Source organism: Vibrio barjaei, from assembly GCF_001639065.2.
Taxonomy (GTDB): domain Bacteria; phylum Pseudomonadota; class Gammaproteobacteria; order Enterobacterales; family Vibrionaceae; genus Vibrio; species Vibrio barjaei.
In genome coordinates this window covers 46,767-63,530 of sequence record NZ_LQXO02000045.1, presented here as the reverse complement: position 1 = coordinate 63,530, position 16,764 = coordinate 46,767, and the positions used below count along the sequence as shown (strand labels likewise).

At 44.1% G+C, this 16,764-nt stretch carries 18 protein-coding genes; 16 read left to right on the top strand and 2 right to left on the bottom strand.

Annotated elements, in window-relative coordinates:
• Nucleotides 1–11: 11 nt before the first annotated feature.
• The 5 genes from ribH (at nucleotide 12) to AWH66_RS19770 (ending at nucleotide 3,525) form a co-directional block, all read left to right on the top strand.
• Nucleotides 12–482, top strand: coding sequence for a 6,7-dimethyl-8-ribityllumazine synthase (ribH, locus tag AWH66_RS19790; protein WP_004415274.1), 471 nt, complete (start codon nucleotides 12–14; stop codon nucleotides 480–482).
• Complete coding sequence (gene nusB / locus AWH66_RS19785) at nucleotides 482–949, top strand: transcription antitermination factor NusB (RefSeq protein WP_006069876.1); 468 nt, start codon at nucleotides 482–484, stop codon at nucleotides 947–949. The genes ribH and nusB overlap by 1 nt, the downstream gene beginning before the upstream one ends.
• A 90-nt stretch (nucleotides 950–1,039) precedes the next feature.
• Nucleotides 1,040–2,011: a thiamine-phosphate kinase gene (gene thiL, locus AWH66_RS19780; protein WP_063604128.1), complete on the top strand. Its 972-nt coding sequence runs from the start codon at nucleotides 1,040–1,042 to the stop codon at nucleotides 2,009–2,011.
• A complete protein-coding gene (gene pgpA, locus AWH66_RS19775; RefSeq protein WP_063604129.1) occupies nucleotides 2,008–2,511 on the top strand; it encodes a phosphatidylglycerophosphatase A in 504 nt (167 codons plus the stop codon). Before thiL ends, pgpA begins: the two co-directional genes overlap by 4 nt.
• A 129-nt stretch (nucleotides 2,512–2,640) precedes the next feature.
• Nucleotides 2,641–3,525: an acyltransferase gene (locus tag AWH66_RS19770; protein WP_063604130.1), complete on the top strand. Its 885-nt coding sequence runs from the start codon at nucleotides 2,641–2,643 to the stop codon at nucleotides 3,523–3,525.
• A 74-nt stretch (nucleotides 3,526–3,599) separates the two neighbouring features.
• Here AWH66_RS19770 and AWH66_RS19765 read toward each other — a convergent pair whose 3' ends face one another.
• Together AWH66_RS19765 and AWH66_RS19760 are read right to left on the bottom strand one after the other, a co-directional pair.
• A complete protein-coding gene (locus tag AWH66_RS19765; RefSeq protein WP_038167169.1) occupies nucleotides 3,600–3,842 on the bottom strand; it encodes a hypothetical protein in 243 nt (80 codons plus the stop codon).
• 199 nt (nucleotides 3,843–4,041) lie between these two features.
• Nucleotides 4,042–4,338 carry a hypothetical protein gene (locus AWH66_RS19760; protein WP_063604131.1) on the bottom strand — a complete coding sequence of 99 codons (297 nt, stop codon included), beginning with the start codon at nucleotides 4,336–4,338 and terminating at the stop codon, nucleotides 4,042–4,044.
• A 300-nt stretch (nucleotides 4,339–4,638) separates the two neighbouring features.
• On the opposite strand from AWH66_RS19760, the gene AWH66_RS19755 reads away from it, so the two are divergent.
• The 11 genes from AWH66_RS19755 (at nucleotide 4,639) to nhaC (ending at nucleotide 16,756) form a co-directional block, all read left to right on the top strand.
• Nucleotides 4,639–5,445 carry a crotonase/enoyl-CoA hydratase family protein gene (locus AWH66_RS19755; RefSeq protein WP_063604132.1) on the top strand — a complete coding sequence of 269 codons (807 nt, stop codon included), beginning with the start codon at nucleotides 4,639–4,641 and terminating at the stop codon, nucleotides 5,443–5,445.
• Between the two features lie 297 nt (nucleotides 5,446–5,742).
• Nucleotides 5,743–6,576 (top strand): 5-dehydro-4-deoxy-D-glucuronate isomerase, encoded by an 834-nt coding sequence (gene kduI, locus AWH66_RS19750; protein ID WP_063604133.1) that lies wholly within the window; start codon nucleotides 5,743–5,745, stop codon nucleotides 6,574–6,576.
• A gap of 22 nt (nucleotides 6,577–6,598) precedes the next feature.
• Nucleotides 6,599–7,582 carry a TRAP transporter substrate-binding protein gene (locus AWH66_RS19745; RefSeq protein WP_006069883.1) on the top strand — a complete coding sequence of 328 codons (984 nt, stop codon included), beginning with the start codon at nucleotides 6,599–6,601 and terminating at the stop codon, nucleotides 7,580–7,582.
• Between the two features lie 53 nt (nucleotides 7,583–7,635).
• Entirely contained in the window at nucleotides 7,636–8,145 is a 510-nt protein-coding gene (locus AWH66_RS19740) for a TRAP transporter small permease (RefSeq protein ID WP_006069884.1), read from the top strand.
• A 4-nt stretch (nucleotides 8,146–8,149) separates the two neighbouring features.
• Nucleotides 8,150–9,457, top strand: a complete 1,308-nt coding sequence (locus AWH66_RS19735; protein WP_031496093.1) for a TRAP transporter large permease — start codon at nucleotides 8,150–8,152, stop codon at nucleotides 9,455–9,457.
• A gap of 11 nt (nucleotides 9,458–9,468) precedes the next feature.
• Nucleotides 9,469–10,242, top strand: coding sequence for an IclR family transcriptional regulator (locus AWH66_RS19730; RefSeq protein WP_006069886.1), 774 nt, complete (start codon nucleotides 9,469–9,471; stop codon nucleotides 10,240–10,242).
• Nucleotides 10,243–10,480: 238 nt separating this feature from the next.
• On the top strand, nucleotides 10,481–11,827 hold the full coding sequence (locus AWH66_RS19725) for a magnesium transporter (protein ID WP_063604134.1): 1,347 nt from the start codon (nucleotides 10,481–10,483) through the stop codon (nucleotides 11,825–11,827).
• 378 nt (nucleotides 11,828–12,205) lie between these two features.
• The gene (locus AWH66_RS19715; RefSeq protein ID WP_063604136.1) at nucleotides 12,206–12,706 is read left to right on the top strand and encodes a DUF3332 domain-containing protein; all 501 of its coding nucleotides are present in this window, start codon (nucleotides 12,206–12,208) and stop codon (nucleotides 12,704–12,706) included.
• 162 nt (nucleotides 12,707–12,868) lie between these two features.
• Nucleotides 12,869–14,089, top strand: a complete 1,221-nt coding sequence (locus AWH66_RS19710; protein ID WP_063604137.1) for a DEAD/DEAH box helicase — start codon at nucleotides 12,869–12,871, stop codon at nucleotides 14,087–14,089.
• Between the two features lie 49 nt (nucleotides 14,090–14,138).
• The gene (locus AWH66_RS19705; RefSeq protein WP_063604138.1) at nucleotides 14,139–15,143 is read left to right on the top strand and encodes a LacI family DNA-binding transcriptional regulator; all 1,005 of its coding nucleotides are present in this window, start codon (nucleotides 14,139–14,141) and stop codon (nucleotides 15,141–15,143) included.
• A 149-nt stretch (nucleotides 15,144–15,292) separates the two neighbouring features.
• Entirely contained in the window at nucleotides 15,293–16,756 is a 1,464-nt protein-coding gene (gene nhaC, locus AWH66_RS19700) for a Na+/H+ antiporter NhaC (RefSeq protein WP_006069891.1), read from the top strand.
• Nucleotides 16,757–16,764 lie beyond the last annotated feature (8 nt).

Genomic DNA, 16,764 nt, shown 5'->3' with positions numbered 1-16,764 from the left:
AAGGAAAGCATATGAAAGTTATCGAGGGTGGCTTCCCAGCACCGAACGCAAAGATTGCTATTGTAATTTCTCGTTTCAATAGTTTTATCAATGAAAGCCTATTATCTGGTGCTATCGATACTTTAAAACGTCACGGCCAAGTAAGTGAAGACAACATCACTGTTGTTCGTTGCCCTGGTGCGGTAGAGCTACCATTGGTTGCTCAGCGAGTTGCTAAAACAGGTAAGTTTGATGCAATCGTGTCTTTGGGTACAGTAATTCGTGGCGGTACACCACATTTCGACTATGTTTGTAGTGAGTGTAATAAAGGTCTTGCGCAAGTGTCTCTGGAATATAGCCTACCAGTAGCATTTGGTGTATTGACTGTTGATACTATCGATCAAGCAATTGAGCGTGCTGGAACCAAGGCTGGTAATAAAGGTGCAGAGGCTGCACTAAGCGCGCTTGAAATGATCAACGTTCTTTCTGAAATCGATTCCTAATGGGGGCCAGTGTGAAACCAGCCGCACGTCGTAATGCACGTCAATTTGCTCTGCAAGCAATTTATTCTTGGCAAATTACTAAAGAAAATGTTGCCACTGTTGAAGAACAGTTCTTATCAGGTGGTAAGTATGATGAAGAAGAACATCATGCTGCTGAGCCTGCGTTGACTGCGCCAGAGACTGACGTTGTATATTTCCGTGATTTGCTCACGGGTGTCGCGTTGAATCACACGGAACTAGACAGCAAGTTACGTCCGTTCGTTTCTCGTCCAATGCAAGATCTAGACATGATGGAGCTTGCGCTTCTTCGTCTAGCGATGTACGAAATGACGAGTCGCGAAGACGTACCTTACAAAGTGGTTATCAACGAAGCTATTGAGCTTGCGAAAGTATTCGCAGCAGAAGACAGCCACAAGTTCGTTAATGGTGTTCTAGATAAAGCAGCACCTCACGTTCGCAAAAAGTAACGATTAACGTTTGTCTATTCGTAAAAAGGTCAGCAAATTGCTGGCCTTTTTTATATACTCTTCTCACCTTTCCAGCACAAAGCCTACAAGATGTCCGGTGAATTTAGTTTAATCGACAAGTACTTCGCGCATAAACAGCAGCAACGCAAAGACGTGGTTTTAGCACAAGGTGATGATTGTGCCATTGTCGCCCCTCCCGTTGATAGTCACATAGCTATTAGTACCGATACCTTAGTATCCGGTACCCATTTTCTCGCTGATGCCGATCCGGCTTGGATTGCACATAAGGCACTTGCCTCGAATATCAGTGATTTAGCAGCAATGGGTGCATCACCTGCTTGGGTTTCCATGGGGATCTCATTACCAGAAGTGAACGAACGCTGGCTTGAGCGTTTTTGCAATGCGTTTTTCTCGTTAGCAGACTACTACGGTATCCAGCTCATTGGTGGCGACACCACAAAAGGACCGCTGGCGATTACTCTTACTGTGCAAGGCACACTACCACAAGGCAAAGCCCTGACTCGAAGTGGGGCAAGTTCTGGAGACTGGGTTTATGTGACAGGTCACCTCGGTGACGCAAAAGCTGGCCTTGATGTGATTCTGGAAAAAAACATCAGTGCGAATACCGAACTCAACCGTGAGTTAGAAAAGCGCCATTTTGAAGCGACGCCGAGAGTGCTTGCAGGCATTACCCTTCGCGATATCGCTTCTGCTGCGATTGATATCTCTGATGGCCTTATTTCTGACTTAGGGCATATTTTAAAGCGCTCAAATGTTGGGGCCCGTATTGATGTCGACTTGCTGCCTACTTCTTCTGAACTCAAGCTGTTCGTTGAGTCTGATGACATCGCAAAGCAGTACGCATTAACCAGCGGCGAAGAGTATGAACTTTGCTTTACGGTACCGGAAGCTAACAGAGGCCAACTTGAGATCGCGCTATCAAACACGCCATTTACCTGTATTGGACAAATAACGGGCACAGGCAATCTTGATCTACATTCAAACGACCAACCACTTGACTGGCAGTTGGGTGGATTCGACCACTTTAAGGTGAGCCAATGAGTAACCCCCTTGACTTAATCTCTCTAAAAAACCCTTGGCATTTGCTTGCAACTGGCTTTGGCAGTGGTCTATCGCCTGTTGTACCCGGTACTATGGGTACTCTGGCAGCGATTCCGTTATATCTGCTCTTAGCACAATTGCCTTTGAGCGTGTATCTCATCGTAGTTTTACTGTCTTGTATCATCGGTGTAAAAATCTGCCAAGTGACGTCAGATGATATGGGCGTACACGACCATGGCTCCATTGTATGGGATGAGTTCGCCGGATTCTGGATCACCATGGCGATAGTCCCTGCACTTAAACTACCAGTTGATGATTGGAAATGGTTACTGACAGGTTTTGTGCTATTCCGTTTCTTCGATATGGTAAAACCATGGCCAATCGGCTGGCTCGATAAGCGCGTTCATGGTGGTTTAGGTATCATGATTGACGATATTGTTGCGGGTGTGATGGCGGGTATTTCACTTTACCTGGTCGGACGACTAGCTGGGTGGCTTTAATAACATGTTGTTATTAAACAATAAAATTAACGTGTCTTTACAAAGGCACGTTTGGGTGACAAAGCTTTACTATACGTTTAGTTAAAAGTTGCTATCATTGCGACTTCTTTTAGCTTTATAACAATTGGTATGTTCAGCAATCTACGTCTCTTCTTCAATTCTTTTCTTGTAATGGCAAATACGGCTGTGACCGCATTCGTGGTTTGCACATTCTCAATCATCAAATTAGTACTGCCATTAAAATTTGTTCAGACATTGATGACAAGCCTTTCTAACAAGCAGATGTGGCTTTGGGCGACGATTAATTTATGGTTACTAAATCTGAACAACAACATCGAATGGGATGTGGAAGGCGGTGATGACCTGACACCTGACCAATGGTACATGTTGTTGTCTAACCATTTAAGTTGGGCTGACATAGTTATCATCACCTCCGTGATGAAAAACAGAATGCCAATGTGCAAATTCTTGCTCAAACAAAGCTTACTGTATGTGCCTTTTGTCGGCCTTGCTTGTTGGGGTTTGGATATGCCATTTATGAAGCGACATTCTCAGGCCTATCTGGTTAAGCATCCAGAGCGACGCAATGATGATTTTAACGCGATTCGCAAAGCCTGCAAAAAGTTTGAGCACGTACCAACAACCATGATCAGCTTTGTTGAAGGGACGCGATATAGCGAAGAAAAGTTGGCAACAGTTAAAACCCCTTATCGCCACTTGTTGAAGCCAAAAACAGGTGGTGTAGCATTTACACTCAATGCTATGAACCATTTGTTGGATGGGGTCGTTGATATAACACTGGCGTATCCAGAAAATCGAGAAGACCCATTTAATGATTTGTTGAAGGGTAAGCTGACCAAAGTTGTGGTTAAAATCGATGTGTATCCGATGGACGAAAACCTAAATGGCGACTATTTCAACGACAAAGCATTTAAACGTCGTTTCCACAACTGGCTTAACGATGTTTGGAAACGTAAAGACGAGAAGTTGGAAGCCATCTACTCGCAGAGCTAAAGACAAGAATAAAAAAAGGGTCTACCAGTTGGTAGACCCTTTTTAATATCAATACATTAGGTTATCAATGCAGACTACCCCACTGGTAATCTTGGAATGACTCGACAGCACCTTTCGGCTTCATTGATTAACACAGAAACAGCATGTGTATGGTAATTCTCTCCGCTCTTCCAAACGGTTTCTCCGAATATCTGACACAACTCAAAATCAGAAATAGTTCCCTTCATTTCTTGGTAGGCGACGGCAGAGATAATTTTCTGCTCCAGTGATTCTGGACAGGATTCAACACGCCAACGACTCACTTGAATATTCGGCAAAGCACACTCCTTGTGGTCATATTTTCGTCATCAAAGCCACAGTAACACTATGAATTTACAGGATCAAGTTGATCTTGCTCACAGTTTTTTCGGGGTATCAATGTGCCAGTCGTAACCTATTGTAAACGTGCGAACTTATTTTTCTTTGGTTAATATTTAATCGTTAAAATAGTTTTTTGCGAGTGATTTAACACTTTAGTTAAATGGTTTTCTGTACGGCTTCTATTTCTGACTCTGATTTTAAAGGCCTTAATAAAGCGATGAGCTCTGGTAATAGCCATAGTGAAGAGACGTACAGTGCATACTCGGCAAGAAGCCCGACAAGCGCCCCGCCAGCTGCAGTTTCTGTTCCTACATAATTAGGCAGTACGTAGCTAAGAAGCAGGTAAGTGAAGATGGCATAGCTAACAGTAAGCCATAAAGGATCACGGCTGTTTTCAGAGAGCTTTTTATGTTTGGATTGGTGTTCAGAACGTGATTGATTTTCCTTAATCATGGACAGTACTTCCTATTTATCCGTTACGTCTAAGATATTCAAACACTCTAGTCGCTGTTCACAAGAATACTCGACGGCTAATTAGAGCAATCTCATAATTCTATAAATTAGTATTGTTAAGAATGAACCTCGCTCACAATTACTCGATTAACACCATGGACTCAGGTATCTAGCTTTTTTCGTGATGATCTCTCATTTTAGAGTATTGATTCTAATTTTGATGGTTTGCCGACTACACTTTGAGATAACTATTAGAGCTCGCATATCGGATGCGATGGATGTTAGATAGAGGAGACAAGGATGGATTATCAACGCATTAAAGTGACTAGGGATGAGCATGTAGTGACTGTAAGCTTAAACAGGGCGGATAAGCTCAATGGTGTCGACATGATCATGTTTAATGAGTTGATTCATGTGAGCAAAGTTCTTCGCAAGGATAGAATGTTGAGGGCGGTTATCCTGACAGGAAGTGAAGGAAACTTTAGCTCAGGACTCGATTTTAAATCCATGATGAAAAATAAGAGCTTAGCTGCAAGGCTTTTGTTCAAGTGGCTTCCCGGTCAATCAAATCGGGCCCAGCAAGTGAGCAGTAACTGGCGAAAACTATCCGTTCCTGTTATTGCTGTAATCGAAGGGTATTGCTGGGGAGCCGGTATGCAAATAGCACTAGGGGCGGATTTTAGATTCTGCGCGCCTAATGCCAACCTTTCGATCATGGAGTCGCGAATGGGATTAACCTCAGATATGGCGGGATCCATTGCCCTTAGGGAAATCATGCCGAAGGACCAAGCGATGCGAATCTCGATTTGCGCTACAGAACTTGACGCTAAGGCAGCATTATCTATGGGATTAGTGACCGAAGTCAGCGATGACCCTATGAAAGAGGCATTGGCACTTTGCACTCAAATCGCCCAAAAATCCCCAGATGTGACCGCCGCTATGAAGCATATGTACACTCGTTATTGGACCGCACCTGCATGGAAACTTTTGGCGTATGAAACTTATAGCCAGATACGCATTATGCTGGGGAGAAATTTCGTTCGCGTACAACAGGCTTTGAAAAAGAAAACATCACCACAATTCGAGCCAAGACAGCGTCACTGGTAAGTTCAACTATTTACGCTCACCACTTTTTATGATCAATGTAACGTGGCTGTGCTCTAGCCAGCCACGCCCATTGAGTTCATCTCTGCTTAATATTCAAAGTTAATTTACTCACATCAAATACTTCTCTTTGTGTTTTTAAAACGCAGTTTCAAAACCAGATCTAGTTCAAGATTTAACCGTTAATTTTCCAATTTTAAGGATCAGTGATCACGTCTACGGCTGTTCATATGTGAATGGTATTGATCGTATAAGAACGACTGTTACTATTAAAAGCATAAATTACGGTTAAGGAAAGTTATGTTAACGAAGTATTCAGCGAACCCTAGAGACGTGAAAAAGTACTCCACTGCACAACTGCGTGATGAGTTCTTGATCGACGAGCTATTCATACCATCTCGGGTATCGGTAGCGTATAGCCATATTGACCGAGCGGTTGCTTTAGGAATTTGTCCTCAAGATAAACCATTGATTTTAGAGGAGTGGATAGATAGTAAGTCGTTCGGGACCGAGTTTTTTCTTGAGCGAAGAGAGCTTGGGTTAGCTTGCTTAGAAGGAGCTGTAAAAGTAACCGTAGATGCAAAAACGTTCCATTTAAATGCTATGGATGTGCTTTATGTCGGCCTAGGCTCAAAGACAATTGAGATAGAGAAAGCAGAAGGTAACGCGACAGTCTACGGATTAAGTGCACCAGCGCACAAATCGCTACCCACAAGGGTAATTCCTCAGAGTGAGGCTCGCGTGGTAGAACTTGGTTCAATAGAGACGGCAAACCAACGCGTCATTAACCAATACCTGCATCCGGATGTGATAGAAACCTGTCAGCTATGTTTAGGAATCACTCATTTAGCACCGGGTAGCGTTTGGAACACGATGCCTGCACATACTCACGAACGTCGAATGGAAGCGTATGTGTATTTCAATATCAAGCCAGAACAAGCCGTGTTTCATATGATGGGCGAACCTACCGAAACTCGTCACATTCTAGTTAGAGATAAACAACTCGTACTGTCACCAAGTTGGTCGATTCATTCGGGGTGTGGTACGCAAAACTATAGCTTTGTTTGGGGAATGTTAGGTGAAAATCAAACATTCGACGATATGGACTTTATTCCAATGGATACATTGGCTTAGTTGATACTAATAGGAAATTAACATGAACAAAACTCTGAAAAATGTACTTCTTACTACCGTAGCGGGCGCAGCAGTCACAGTATCATCAATGACATTTGCAGCAACGGAAATCAAAGCGGCATTTAACCAATCTGACAAGCACCCTCAATATTTGGCTTTGGAAGAGTTTGGTAAACAGTTAGAAGCGGAAACGGATGGTCGTTACAAAGTTACTATTTATCCCAATGCACTGCTCGGCGATCAACGTGCGTCGTTGGAGCTGGTTCAAGCTGGCGCAGTGCAAATGGCAGTAGTAGCAAACCCGTTGGTAGAAAACTATGACAATACCTTCACTGCAATCGGCATGCCTTTCGCTTATACCGGTATTGAGCATCAAGAAAAAGTGTTTACTTCCGGAGCTCTAGACAAGCTATTTGCCTCTACCAAAAAGTTTGGTTTTGAAGTATTGACGGCTTATACCGCTGGTTCTCGTAACGTTTATACCAAGGGGCATAACGTTAAGTCAGTCGAGGATATGAAAGGTCAGAAAATCCGCGTGATGCAGTCGAATACTATGGTAGAGATGCTAGGGTGCATGGGCGGTACTGGTGTGCCGATGAGTCAAGGTGAAGTGTATACTGCGGTTCAACAAGGTGTCCTTGACGGTGGTGAGAATAATGAAATTACTTATGCCGATATGAAGCACTATGAAGTGGCTCCTTACTTTAGCAAAACTTCTCACTTGATGGTGCCTGACCTAGTCGTTATCAGCGACGACTTCATCAATTCAATGTCGAAGGAAGACCAAGCGACGATTCGTCGTTTAGCTAAAGAGTCGACTGTTGACGAGTTTGCTAAATGGAATGCTCAAATTGGTAAGGCTCGTGCGTTAGCGGAGGAGAATGGTGCGACCTTTATTGATGTCGACGTGAGACAATTCCAGGAAAGCTGCAAACCTCTACAGCAAAAATTGATTAAAACTGACGCACAGAAAGAATTAACTAAGGCGATCAGTGAACTGAGCTAATTAAGAAGGAGTTAGGCGCCAAGCCTAACTCCTTTTTTGCAAGGAAAAGTCTAGTGGAAAAGTTGTTAGTCTGGACAGATAAGTTCAAGAAAATCATCGACTGGGTAGTGGAACGAGCTTGTATCGCTATTATGGCATTCTTGACAGTTCTTGTTACTTATCAGGTCGTTACTCGTTATGTCTTCAATAGTCCAAGTGCGGTGAGTGAAGTGCTGTCACGATACATGTTTGTCTGGTTGGTGTTGATTGGTGGGGCTTATGTGTTTGGCTTGAGAGAACATATGGCTATTACCTATGTACGAGATAAGTTCTCGCCGAAAATAGGCATACTGGTTGATATTTTCACTGAATGGACAATCGCTATATTTGCTTTCGTGGTTATGTGGCAAGGCGGATTCAAAGCGTCCGTTCGTCAAATGTGGCAGTTAGATTCGGCCTTAGAAGTGCCAATGGGTGTTATTTACTCGGCATTACCTATTGCCGGAGTGCTTATTCTTGTTTATTTCGTTATCAACCAACTGAAACTAATACATCAGTTTCAGCAACTTAGTGTAAAAGGATAGACATATGGATGCTGCTACCCTCGCTGCCCTTATTATGTTCGGCGGCGCTATCATTCTACTCGTTTTAGGTGCGCCGATAGGTATTAGTATTGGATTGCCTTCATTTGTTGCCATGGTCAGTATTCTGCCTTTAGCAGGCGCTACGACGACAGCCGCCCAACGAATGTTCACGGGTTTGGATAGTTTTGCATTGCTAGCGATACCGTTTTTCATTTTAGCGGGCAATATTATGAATAACGGTGGCATAGCCATACGACTCATTAATTGCTCGCGCATAGTAACGGGTTATTTTCCTGGAGCATTAGCCCAAACTAATGTGGTCTCCAATATGTTGTTTGGTTCAATCAGTGGCTCTGGCGTTGCTTCGGCAGCGGCGATTGGTGGAATTATGAACCCTATTCAAGAGAAGGAAGGGTACGACTCGCCATTTAGAACAGCGGTAAATATTGCATCTGCTCCAACTGGAATGTTGATTCCACCAAGTAACACGTTAATTGTTTATGCGACAGTCGCTGGTTCGGTATCTATTTCAGCACTCTTTATGGGCGGTTATTTGCCCGGCTTACTCTGGGGTGGTGGCGTTATGCTAGTGGCAGGGTTTATGGCCTATCGCCGTGGATATATGTCGAAACATGTGATGAGCCTCTCTGAGCGCGCCAAACTATTTATTGATGCAATACCTAGTTTGTCATTAGTGGTGGTAGTGATAGGAGGTATTCTCGCAGGCATCTTTACACCGACAGAAGCTTCAGCTATTGCGGTCGTTTACTCTTTGGCGCTTGGGTTTATATACAAAGCTCTGAAAGTTGAACAGCTCCCAAGTATTTTGTTGTCGACTGCCAAGTTAACTGCGATTGTCATCTTTATGATAGCCGCTTCGTCAATCATGTCGTGGGTAATGGCGTTTACGCAAATTCCTGGAGCTATAGCCGATGCTTTGTTGTCGTTAACCGATAACCCGATTGTGATTCTTCTAATCATCAATGTGATTTTATTGTTTGTAGGGACCTTTATGGATCCCACGCCAGCGGTATTAATTTTCACACCCATCTTTCTACCGATTTGTATGAATTTGGGTATGGATCCAGTCCAGTTTGGTATTTTGTTGGTGTTTAACTTGTCACTTGGCACTATAACACCACCAGTTGGACCAATACTATTTACTGGTTGTAAGGTTAGCGATATCAAAATTGACCATGTGATCAAAACGCTGCTACCATTCTTTGCGGTGATATTTTTAGTACTAATGGCAGTGACTTATATCCCGGCAATTTCGATGACGATCCCACAAATGATGGGCTTAGTGAAATAAGGAGCAGGTACTTGGAAAAAGTTGTTCGGCAGGAGTATAACGCCCCAGCCTTAGAGAAAGGGTTGGATATACTGGAGTTGCTAGCAAGTTCAGCTGAACCCATGTCAAAGAAACAGATCGCAGAGATGGTCGGTCGTAGTGTGGGAGAGATTTTCCGAGTACTATCCGTGTTGGCTCGTCGTGGTTATGTGACCTTTAATGAAGATAGCGGTAAATATATGTTTTCTATGCAAATGTTTACCGTTGCTAATCAGTATCCACCTCAGTCTCAACTGTTAAATATCGCCAAGCCATTAATGAAAATGGTGAGTGAAAAAGTCAATCAATCATGCCATGTTTCATGGTATGACAATCAGCATCTGGTGGTGATCGGAAGGGAAGAGAGTCCATATAAGATGGGCTTTAGCCTTAAGATTGGCGCTAAGTTAGACGTATGTTCATCCGGCTCTGGAATCGTACTGTTGAGCTTTAGTGATGAGCTCAAAAGAGAGAAAATACTCAAGCAGAGTGGTGCAACTGATTACGAAATAGAACAAGCGAACGCTTTACTCAATCAGACCAAGAATCAAGGTTACTTTATTGGTCCCAGTCCACAAATTTCGGGTATTACTAATATCAGTGTGCCGATCTTTACGGGCAGTGAGATGTTGGCTGTGTTGACTGTTCCATACGTCACTTTAGACTCTGATGCAGTTCATCATGCTGTAGATAGTATTGAAACGACAAAGAACGAGTTAGTCGCTATTTGCCAATCAATCAGTCATCAGTTAACGCCCCAAGTGTAATACTTTCAAAGGCGTGTGGTTATTTCATAGATAGCGACATGCCTTTACTCTTCTTAGGTCTAATTGTTCAATAATGCCTCTGAATTCATCAAGACCACGCTAGATTATTCATCTGTGACAAGCTAAGATTTCTTCTTTCTATTCAGCACATTTATCACAGAGTTTTTTAACTCTAACGCGCTAATTTATCGAACAAATTTACGAGACTAACAACGTATAGCACCATGTGGAGCCACGAGTGAGCGAATTCCAAGATCTATCCATACAAATCGAACAAATCTCTCAAGCTGAGGAGCATGAGCAACCAAGTGTGCTTAATGAACTTATAGAGCAGGGGATGGAGTCGTCGTCGGTGGGATTGATATTGGAAGCCTTTCCTATAGAGCAAAGGGTTCGTTTGTGGCGTGAGTTGCCGCTGGAAATGCATATCGAAGTGCTCACAGAGACTCGTGCGGAAGTACGTGTTTCTATTCTGGATGCGTTATCGGAAACTGAGCTTAAGCTTACGCTGGCGAAGTTGGATAACCTTTCGCTTATCGAGTGGGCGGACTCACTGCCTGATGACATCATTGCCGAAGCTATCTCTTTACTTGAAAAGGATGAGCTAGAGCTTTATGACCAAGCCAATGAATATGAAGAAGATCAGATTGGCCGCTGGGCAGATAGGAAAGTCATTACGATTCCTTTTAGTATCTCAGTAGACAGAGCCAAGCTGTTGATTGATAAATACAATTATGAGCAGCCAGAGCATATCTATCTAATTGATAAGCAAAAACGTTTTCGTGGGATGGTGGATTTTAGCGATGTCTTAAAAAGTGATCCTAAAACGCGAATCAAACAATTGGTTTTGGAGCACGTCACCACGCTTAGTGCAAAGCTAACATTGGCCGAATCGGTGGAAGCAATGGAGCGTTCCTCCTTCAGTGCATTGCCTATTCTGGATGAACGTAAATTGTTGGTAGGGGAGATTGACTGGAAGTTTGCTCTTAGCACGCAACGAGAAATCTACGAGACGCGTTTAATGGCCGGTACGGGTATGGATGAAGGCGATGACCTCTTCGCACCAGTATTGAAAAGTTCGCAAAAGCGTGGGGTTTGGTTGGGGATTAACTTGCTTACCGCTATTTTAGCTTCAGTGACAATTGGCTTGTTTGAAAACGTCATTTCGCAGGTTGTTGCCCTTGCGATCCTTATGCCTATTGTCGGTTCTATGGGTGGGATCGCAGGAAGCCAGACACTAACTTTGATCGTGCGTTCTATGGCTCTCAACCAGATTACCTCCGGTAACCGATTTGCCCTTATCAAGAATGAGTTGGGCATTGGTGCAATTAACGGGCTACTGTGGGCGATCATCATAGGTGCGATGGCTGGATTGTGGTTCCAGTCTTCGATCCTTGGTGCGACCATAGCGTTGGCTATCGTCGTCAATATCATCACAGCAGCGTTGTTTGGTGTCTTGATTCCTTTAGTTTTGGATAAGCTCAAGCTTGATCCTGCTTTAGCGGGTTCAGTCATATTAACGACGGTTACCGATGTGGTCGGTTTCTTTGCGTTCCTTGGTACCGCAAGCCTAGTCATGTTGTAAGTCTTCATTAAGAGGGTTGTAAGAATTGGACTGCAACCCTCTTTTCCTATGATGTTAAAACGAAAAACCTTCCCTTTTCCCCAGATTTTAATTGAGCCTTTATTTTTTGTAATTAGTTGAATATAAATGTAAATTCATCCTGTTTGACATTGTTTTGGCTATTTGGGCTCTTCTCTTTCTAATTCCTTTATTTTTATCAATAAATCTCTAGTTTTTAAGTGCTTGCGATGCTCTAAAGTCTGGCTATAATCGCGCGCCATTTTATTAATGGTGTGAATGGGATGAGCCGCTCGCCTGGCGCCTATCCTGTAATAATCCACTTTAATCAACTTGCTCATCATTTATCTATCGTGATGATGCGAGAGGATCGCGAAACAAATGAAACTAATTAAAACCACGATTGCTGCTGCACTAATGTCTACTATGCTAACTGGCTGTATTGGCCAGATGGCAACAACGAGTATGGTGATGTATGAAGTTAACCTAAAAGGTGTGGACAACCGTTATGCTCGTGCTGGCCTATACACTTTGATGTCACCAGTTTATGCCATTACAGCGGCAGCGGATCTATTCGTGATTAACTCTATTGAGTTCTGGACTGGTACCAATCCACTAACTAAGAAAAAGGCGGTAGCGGACACTCCCGCTGAAGCGTACATCAAAGTAAACCACAAGGTAGGAAAGAAGCTCTCTACTGCACCTGTTAAGTTATCTAAGCTAGATGACAATACAACACAGATGGACTTCATTGATGATTCTGGCAAGGCACGCACACTTGTAGGAGTGAGCGGTAAAGATTCTGTTGATTTCTACCTAGATGGTGAGTTCATTACTACGGCATCCCACTCAGAACTAGAACAGTACGCAACGGCGTCTTAACTGTTATCAGAGCCTGCTCATTGATTCGAGCAGGCTCGTTTTTGTCAGCCGCTTACCAACTTAACACTTCAACTATCAACACTTTTATTGATGCAGAAACTGGAGTTCCACACGCTTTCCTCCTATCATCCGCACATATTTCTGCGATCGTGTAAACCTATCATGTCTTTTTCTGAGTTAACGTTAAGCTTGGCATTAATTGATGCCATTCCTGGTGAATTCTCTCATGCTACTCATATTCAAACCCTCGCTATTCCTGCAATTACCGCACAGCACGATGTCTTGGCTCTTGCACAAACTGGCAGCGGTAAGACCTTAGCCTTTGGTCTTGGGCTGATAGAGCAGTTGCTTAACAACGAGATAAAGCAAGCCTTGATACTAGTGCCTACGCGTGAGTTGGCGAAACAGGTAACAGAGACCATCGATCCTATCGTCGCTCTATTAGGTTATTCAGTCGCTGTGGTTTGTGGCGGCGAGGATGTAGAACTGCAGGTGGGTCAGTTTAATGCTGTTCCAGAGATTGTAGTGGCAACCCCTGGACGTTTGCTCGATATCATGAATAAACAGCTGGTGGACACTCAACGTATTGAAACTGTGGTGCTTGATGAAGTTGACCGCTTACTCGATATGGGTTTTTGGCCAGACATTCAGAGTATACTCAGTGGACTGAGCTGTAGAAAACAAACCTTAATGTTCTCAGCAACGCTACCAGAACAGTTGGAAGCAAAAGTCACGACTCTGCTTAACAATCCAATCAGAGTTGTAGCCAATAAAACCAATAGTGTGGTGGAGCAGATTGCAGAGACATTGTATTTGGTAAATAAAGGCAGTAAAGCCAATGTGCTGATTAAGCAAATTACTGAGCACCAATGGCCTCAGGTGTTGGTGTTTATTGGTGCACGAGACAATGCTGATGCGCTTTGTAAGAAGTTGAATAAGGCAGGTATTACTAGTGGCGCCTTACATGGTAATAAAGAGCAAAGGGAGCGTGAACGTACCTTACAGGCCTTCAAACAAGGTGAGGTTCAAGTACTGATTGCTACCGATATTTTGGCTCGAGGCATCCATGTAGATGATCTTCCAGTCGTGATTAATTATGAGTTGCCAAGTGACCCATCTGTATACGTGCATCGAGTTGGGCGCACTGCCAGAGCAGGAAAAACGGGACAGGCATTGTCGCTAGTTTGTCATGGTGAAACCGAATATCTTGAGGCGATTCGTCACCTCACCTCACGAAGCTTGGTGTTGGAAGAGTTGGCTGACTTTCCGGTGACGGATAAACCCTCGACAGGAGAAAGCAAGCGCCCTAAACGAGACAAACAAGCCAATCGACGTACTTATAAAAAGACCCGTGCGAGTCAGTTCAAAAGCAAGAAACGTTAGCATCGAGTATTAATTTCACTTGTAACAGAGAGCGTTAAGGAAAGCAGTCATGGCAACCATGAAAGACGTAGCAGAGTTAGCAGGTGTTTCGACAGCGACAGTATCGAGGGTAATTAACCGCTCACACTACGTAGAACCAGTGACGTTGGAGCGGGTGGAGAAAGCGATTAAAACGCTTAACTATCGTCGTGACCCTCGAGCCACTGCTTTAGCGAAACGAAGCAATAACACGCTAGGCCTACTCACAGGTAACTTGGCTGATCCCTTCTTTGCACTAATCGCTAAAAATGTGGAAGAGGTGGTACGTCTTAATGGTCATCAACTGGTAGTGGTGAGTGGCGGTCACAATGCGGAACGTGAAAAAGAAGGCTTGGACTTTCTTATTAGCCAAGGCTGTGAAGCTATGGTTGTGCACGCCAAAATGCTTGATGATGCCACTTTGCTCCGCTACGCTGCCCAAGCTCCCGCTATGGTTCTACTCAATCGCACGATTCCACAGATCTCGAATCGCTCGGTATGGGTGGATAATCGAGCTGGAGCAAAGGTCTCGGTGGAGCATTTGATTGCTTTAGGTCATCGCAAGATAGCCTACGTCACTAGTGACCTGCCGATAGAAGATAGAACCGATCGCCTCCAAGGCTATAAAGACGCCATGTCATCCGCCAACATTGAAGTGCCGCCTAGCTGGATTATTAATGAGAATTTCAGTGAATCTGGCGGTGAAGCGGCAGGGAAGGCGTTGATGGCGCGGTGCCCAGAAGTTACTGCTGTAGTGACGTTTAATGATGTCATGGCGGCGGGGTTGATGGCGAGTCTCTACGAACAAGGCGTTGTAGTACCTGACGATATGTCTATTGTGGGTTTTGATGATGTGTTATTGGCACGCTATCTTTATCCACGTTTAACCACAATGCATAACCCTATCGATGAGATGTCGGTGCATGCGACTAAGCTAGCATTGAACCTCAAAAAATCAGCCTATACTCCTCCCCATAACCATCGTTTTGAAGCCAACTTAGTCGAAAGACAGACCGTCAAGCCGTTAAAAAGGTAATTATCAATGAAAAAACGTGAGAACGTTCACATCAGATAACCTCATGTAAGCGCTTACATGAAACGGCCATCTAGCTCTCAATTTTGGAGTGAGGCTAGGGATATTATCTCTGCGAACAAACCCTACACAGTTTTTTGAGGATATACATTATGACAAATTCAAAGCCTCTGCCCTCATTTGGTTTAGCGCTCGCCCCTATCGCGGTGATGTTTTTGCTTTTGGCAATCGGCTACGGAGCGCTAGGACTACGAATTGAAGTCTTGCTGCTGATTTCTGCGGCATTTACTGGTTTCATCGCTTGGAAGATGGGCTACAACTGGGATGACATTATTGGCGCTATTGTTGAGAAGCTTGCCAAGGCGATGCCAGTCATCCTAATTCTTGTTTCTGTTGGCGGCCTTATCGCCAGTTGGATGGTGAGCGGCACGATCCCTTATATGGTGTATTGGGGACTTAAAGTGATCAGTCCCGAGTACATCCTTATCGCTGCATTTTTCGTGACTAGCGTAGTATCGGTATGTACCGGTACATCTTGGGGTTCAGCAGGTACTGTTGGTGTTGCACTAATGGGTGTTGCGGCTGGCCTAGATGTGTCGCTTGCTGCCGCTGCGGGTGCGGTGGTTTCCGGCGCTTATTTCGGCGATAAAATCTCGCCACTGTCTGATTCAACCAACTTTGCTCCAGTGGTATCAGGCACAACCTTGTACGAACACATCCAACATATGCTCTACACTACCTTGCCAGGCTTTGTGATTGCCGCAACCGTGTTTTTCTTTGCTGGTCAAAGTGCCGATGTGGCAGGCGTGAGCGAACCAGAGAAAGTCGTTGAGATCTTGGCGGGCCTTGAAAGCCTTTATAACCTCAACATTGTTCTTATTATTCCACCAGTGATGATCCTTTGGGGTGCTCTTACTAAAAAGCCAGTATTACCGCTCATGCTTGCAGCGTCGGCGATTGCTATAGCACTTGGCATGCTACTTCAAGGCTTTTCGCTACAACAAGGTTTCCAAGCGTATGTAGATGGTTTTAATCTATCAATGTTTGAAGCGAATGGTCATGAAGTATCAGGCATCATTCCGGATGTAGCGAAGCTGCTTAACCGTGGTGGTTTGTTCTCAATGATGAGCACTATCTTGTTGGTATTCTGTGCCTTCTCTTTCGCAGGCATTTTGAGCTTAACTGGCGCATTGAACGTGGTACTTGGTCGCTTCCTGCATCTGATTCACTCAACGGGTCAACTGATTGCTTCAACGGTTATCGCGACGATCACGGTTGTGTTCACCACATCAGACGGCAAATTAGCGCTATTGATTCCGGGTGAACTGTTCCAAAACGCTTACCGAAAAATGGGTCTAGATACCAAGAACCTCTCTCGTACTATCGAAGACGCGGGCACGATTATTGAACCGCTAGTACCATGGACTGCTGCAGGTATTTACATGGCAGGCACGCTAGGCGTAGCAACGCTTGATTATCTACCTTGGGCGATTCAGTGCTATACCGGCGTTATCTTCGCGCTGATTTACGGCTTTACTGGTTTTGGTATTGCGAAAGCAAAGCCAGAATCAACAGATAATACAGAATTACAAACTGTTGCTACCCCAACAAAATAAGGTAACTG

What these genes read in the sequence shown, in the direction of transcription:
- ribH (WP_004415274.1), top strand. Translation starts at nt 12, where the DNA reads ATGAAAGTTATCGAGGGTGGCTTCCCAGCACCGAACGCAAAGATTGCT.
- nusB (WP_006069876.1), top strand. Translation starts at nt 482, where the DNA reads ATGGGGGCCAGTGTGAAACCAGCCGCACGTCGTAATGCACGTCAATTT.
- thiL (WP_063604128.1), top strand. Translation starts at nt 1,040, where the DNA reads ATGTCCGGTGAATTTAGTTTAATCGACAAGTACTTCGCGCATAAACAG.
- pgpA (WP_063604129.1), top strand. Translation starts at nt 2,008, where the DNA reads ATGAGTAACCCCCTTGACTTAATCTCTCTAAAAAACCCTTGGCATTTG.
- AWH66_RS19770 (WP_063604130.1), top strand. Translation starts at nt 2,641, where the DNA reads ATGTTCAGCAATCTACGTCTCTTCTTCAATTCTTTTCTTGTAATGGCA.
- AWH66_RS19760 (WP_063604131.1), bottom strand. Translation starts at nt 4,338, where the DNA reads ATGATTAAGGAAAATCAATCACGTTCTGAACACCAATCCAAACATAAA.
- AWH66_RS19755 (WP_063604132.1), top strand. Translation starts at nt 4,639, where the DNA reads ATGGATTATCAACGCATTAAAGTGACTAGGGATGAGCATGTAGTGACT.
- kduI (WP_063604133.1), top strand. Translation starts at nt 5,743, where the DNA reads ATGTTAACGAAGTATTCAGCGAACCCTAGAGACGTGAAAAAGTACTCC.
- AWH66_RS19745 (WP_006069883.1), top strand. Translation starts at nt 6,599, where the DNA reads ATGAACAAAACTCTGAAAAATGTACTTCTTACTACCGTAGCGGGCGCA.
- AWH66_RS19735 (WP_031496093.1), top strand. Translation starts at nt 8,150, where the DNA reads ATGGATGCTGCTACCCTCGCTGCCCTTATTATGTTCGGCGGCGCTATC.
- AWH66_RS19715 (WP_063604136.1), top strand. Translation starts at nt 12,206, where the DNA reads ATGAAACTAATTAAAACCACGATTGCTGCTGCACTAATGTCTACTATG.
- AWH66_RS19710 (WP_063604137.1), top strand. Translation starts at nt 12,869, where the DNA reads ATGTCTTTTTCTGAGTTAACGTTAAGCTTGGCATTAATTGATGCCATT.
- AWH66_RS19705 (WP_063604138.1), top strand. Translation starts at nt 14,139, where the DNA reads ATGGCAACCATGAAAGACGTAGCAGAGTTAGCAGGTGTTTCGACAGCG.
- nhaC (WP_006069891.1), top strand. Translation starts at nt 15,293, where the DNA reads ATGACAAATTCAAAGCCTCTGCCCTCATTTGGTTTAGCGCTCGCCCCT.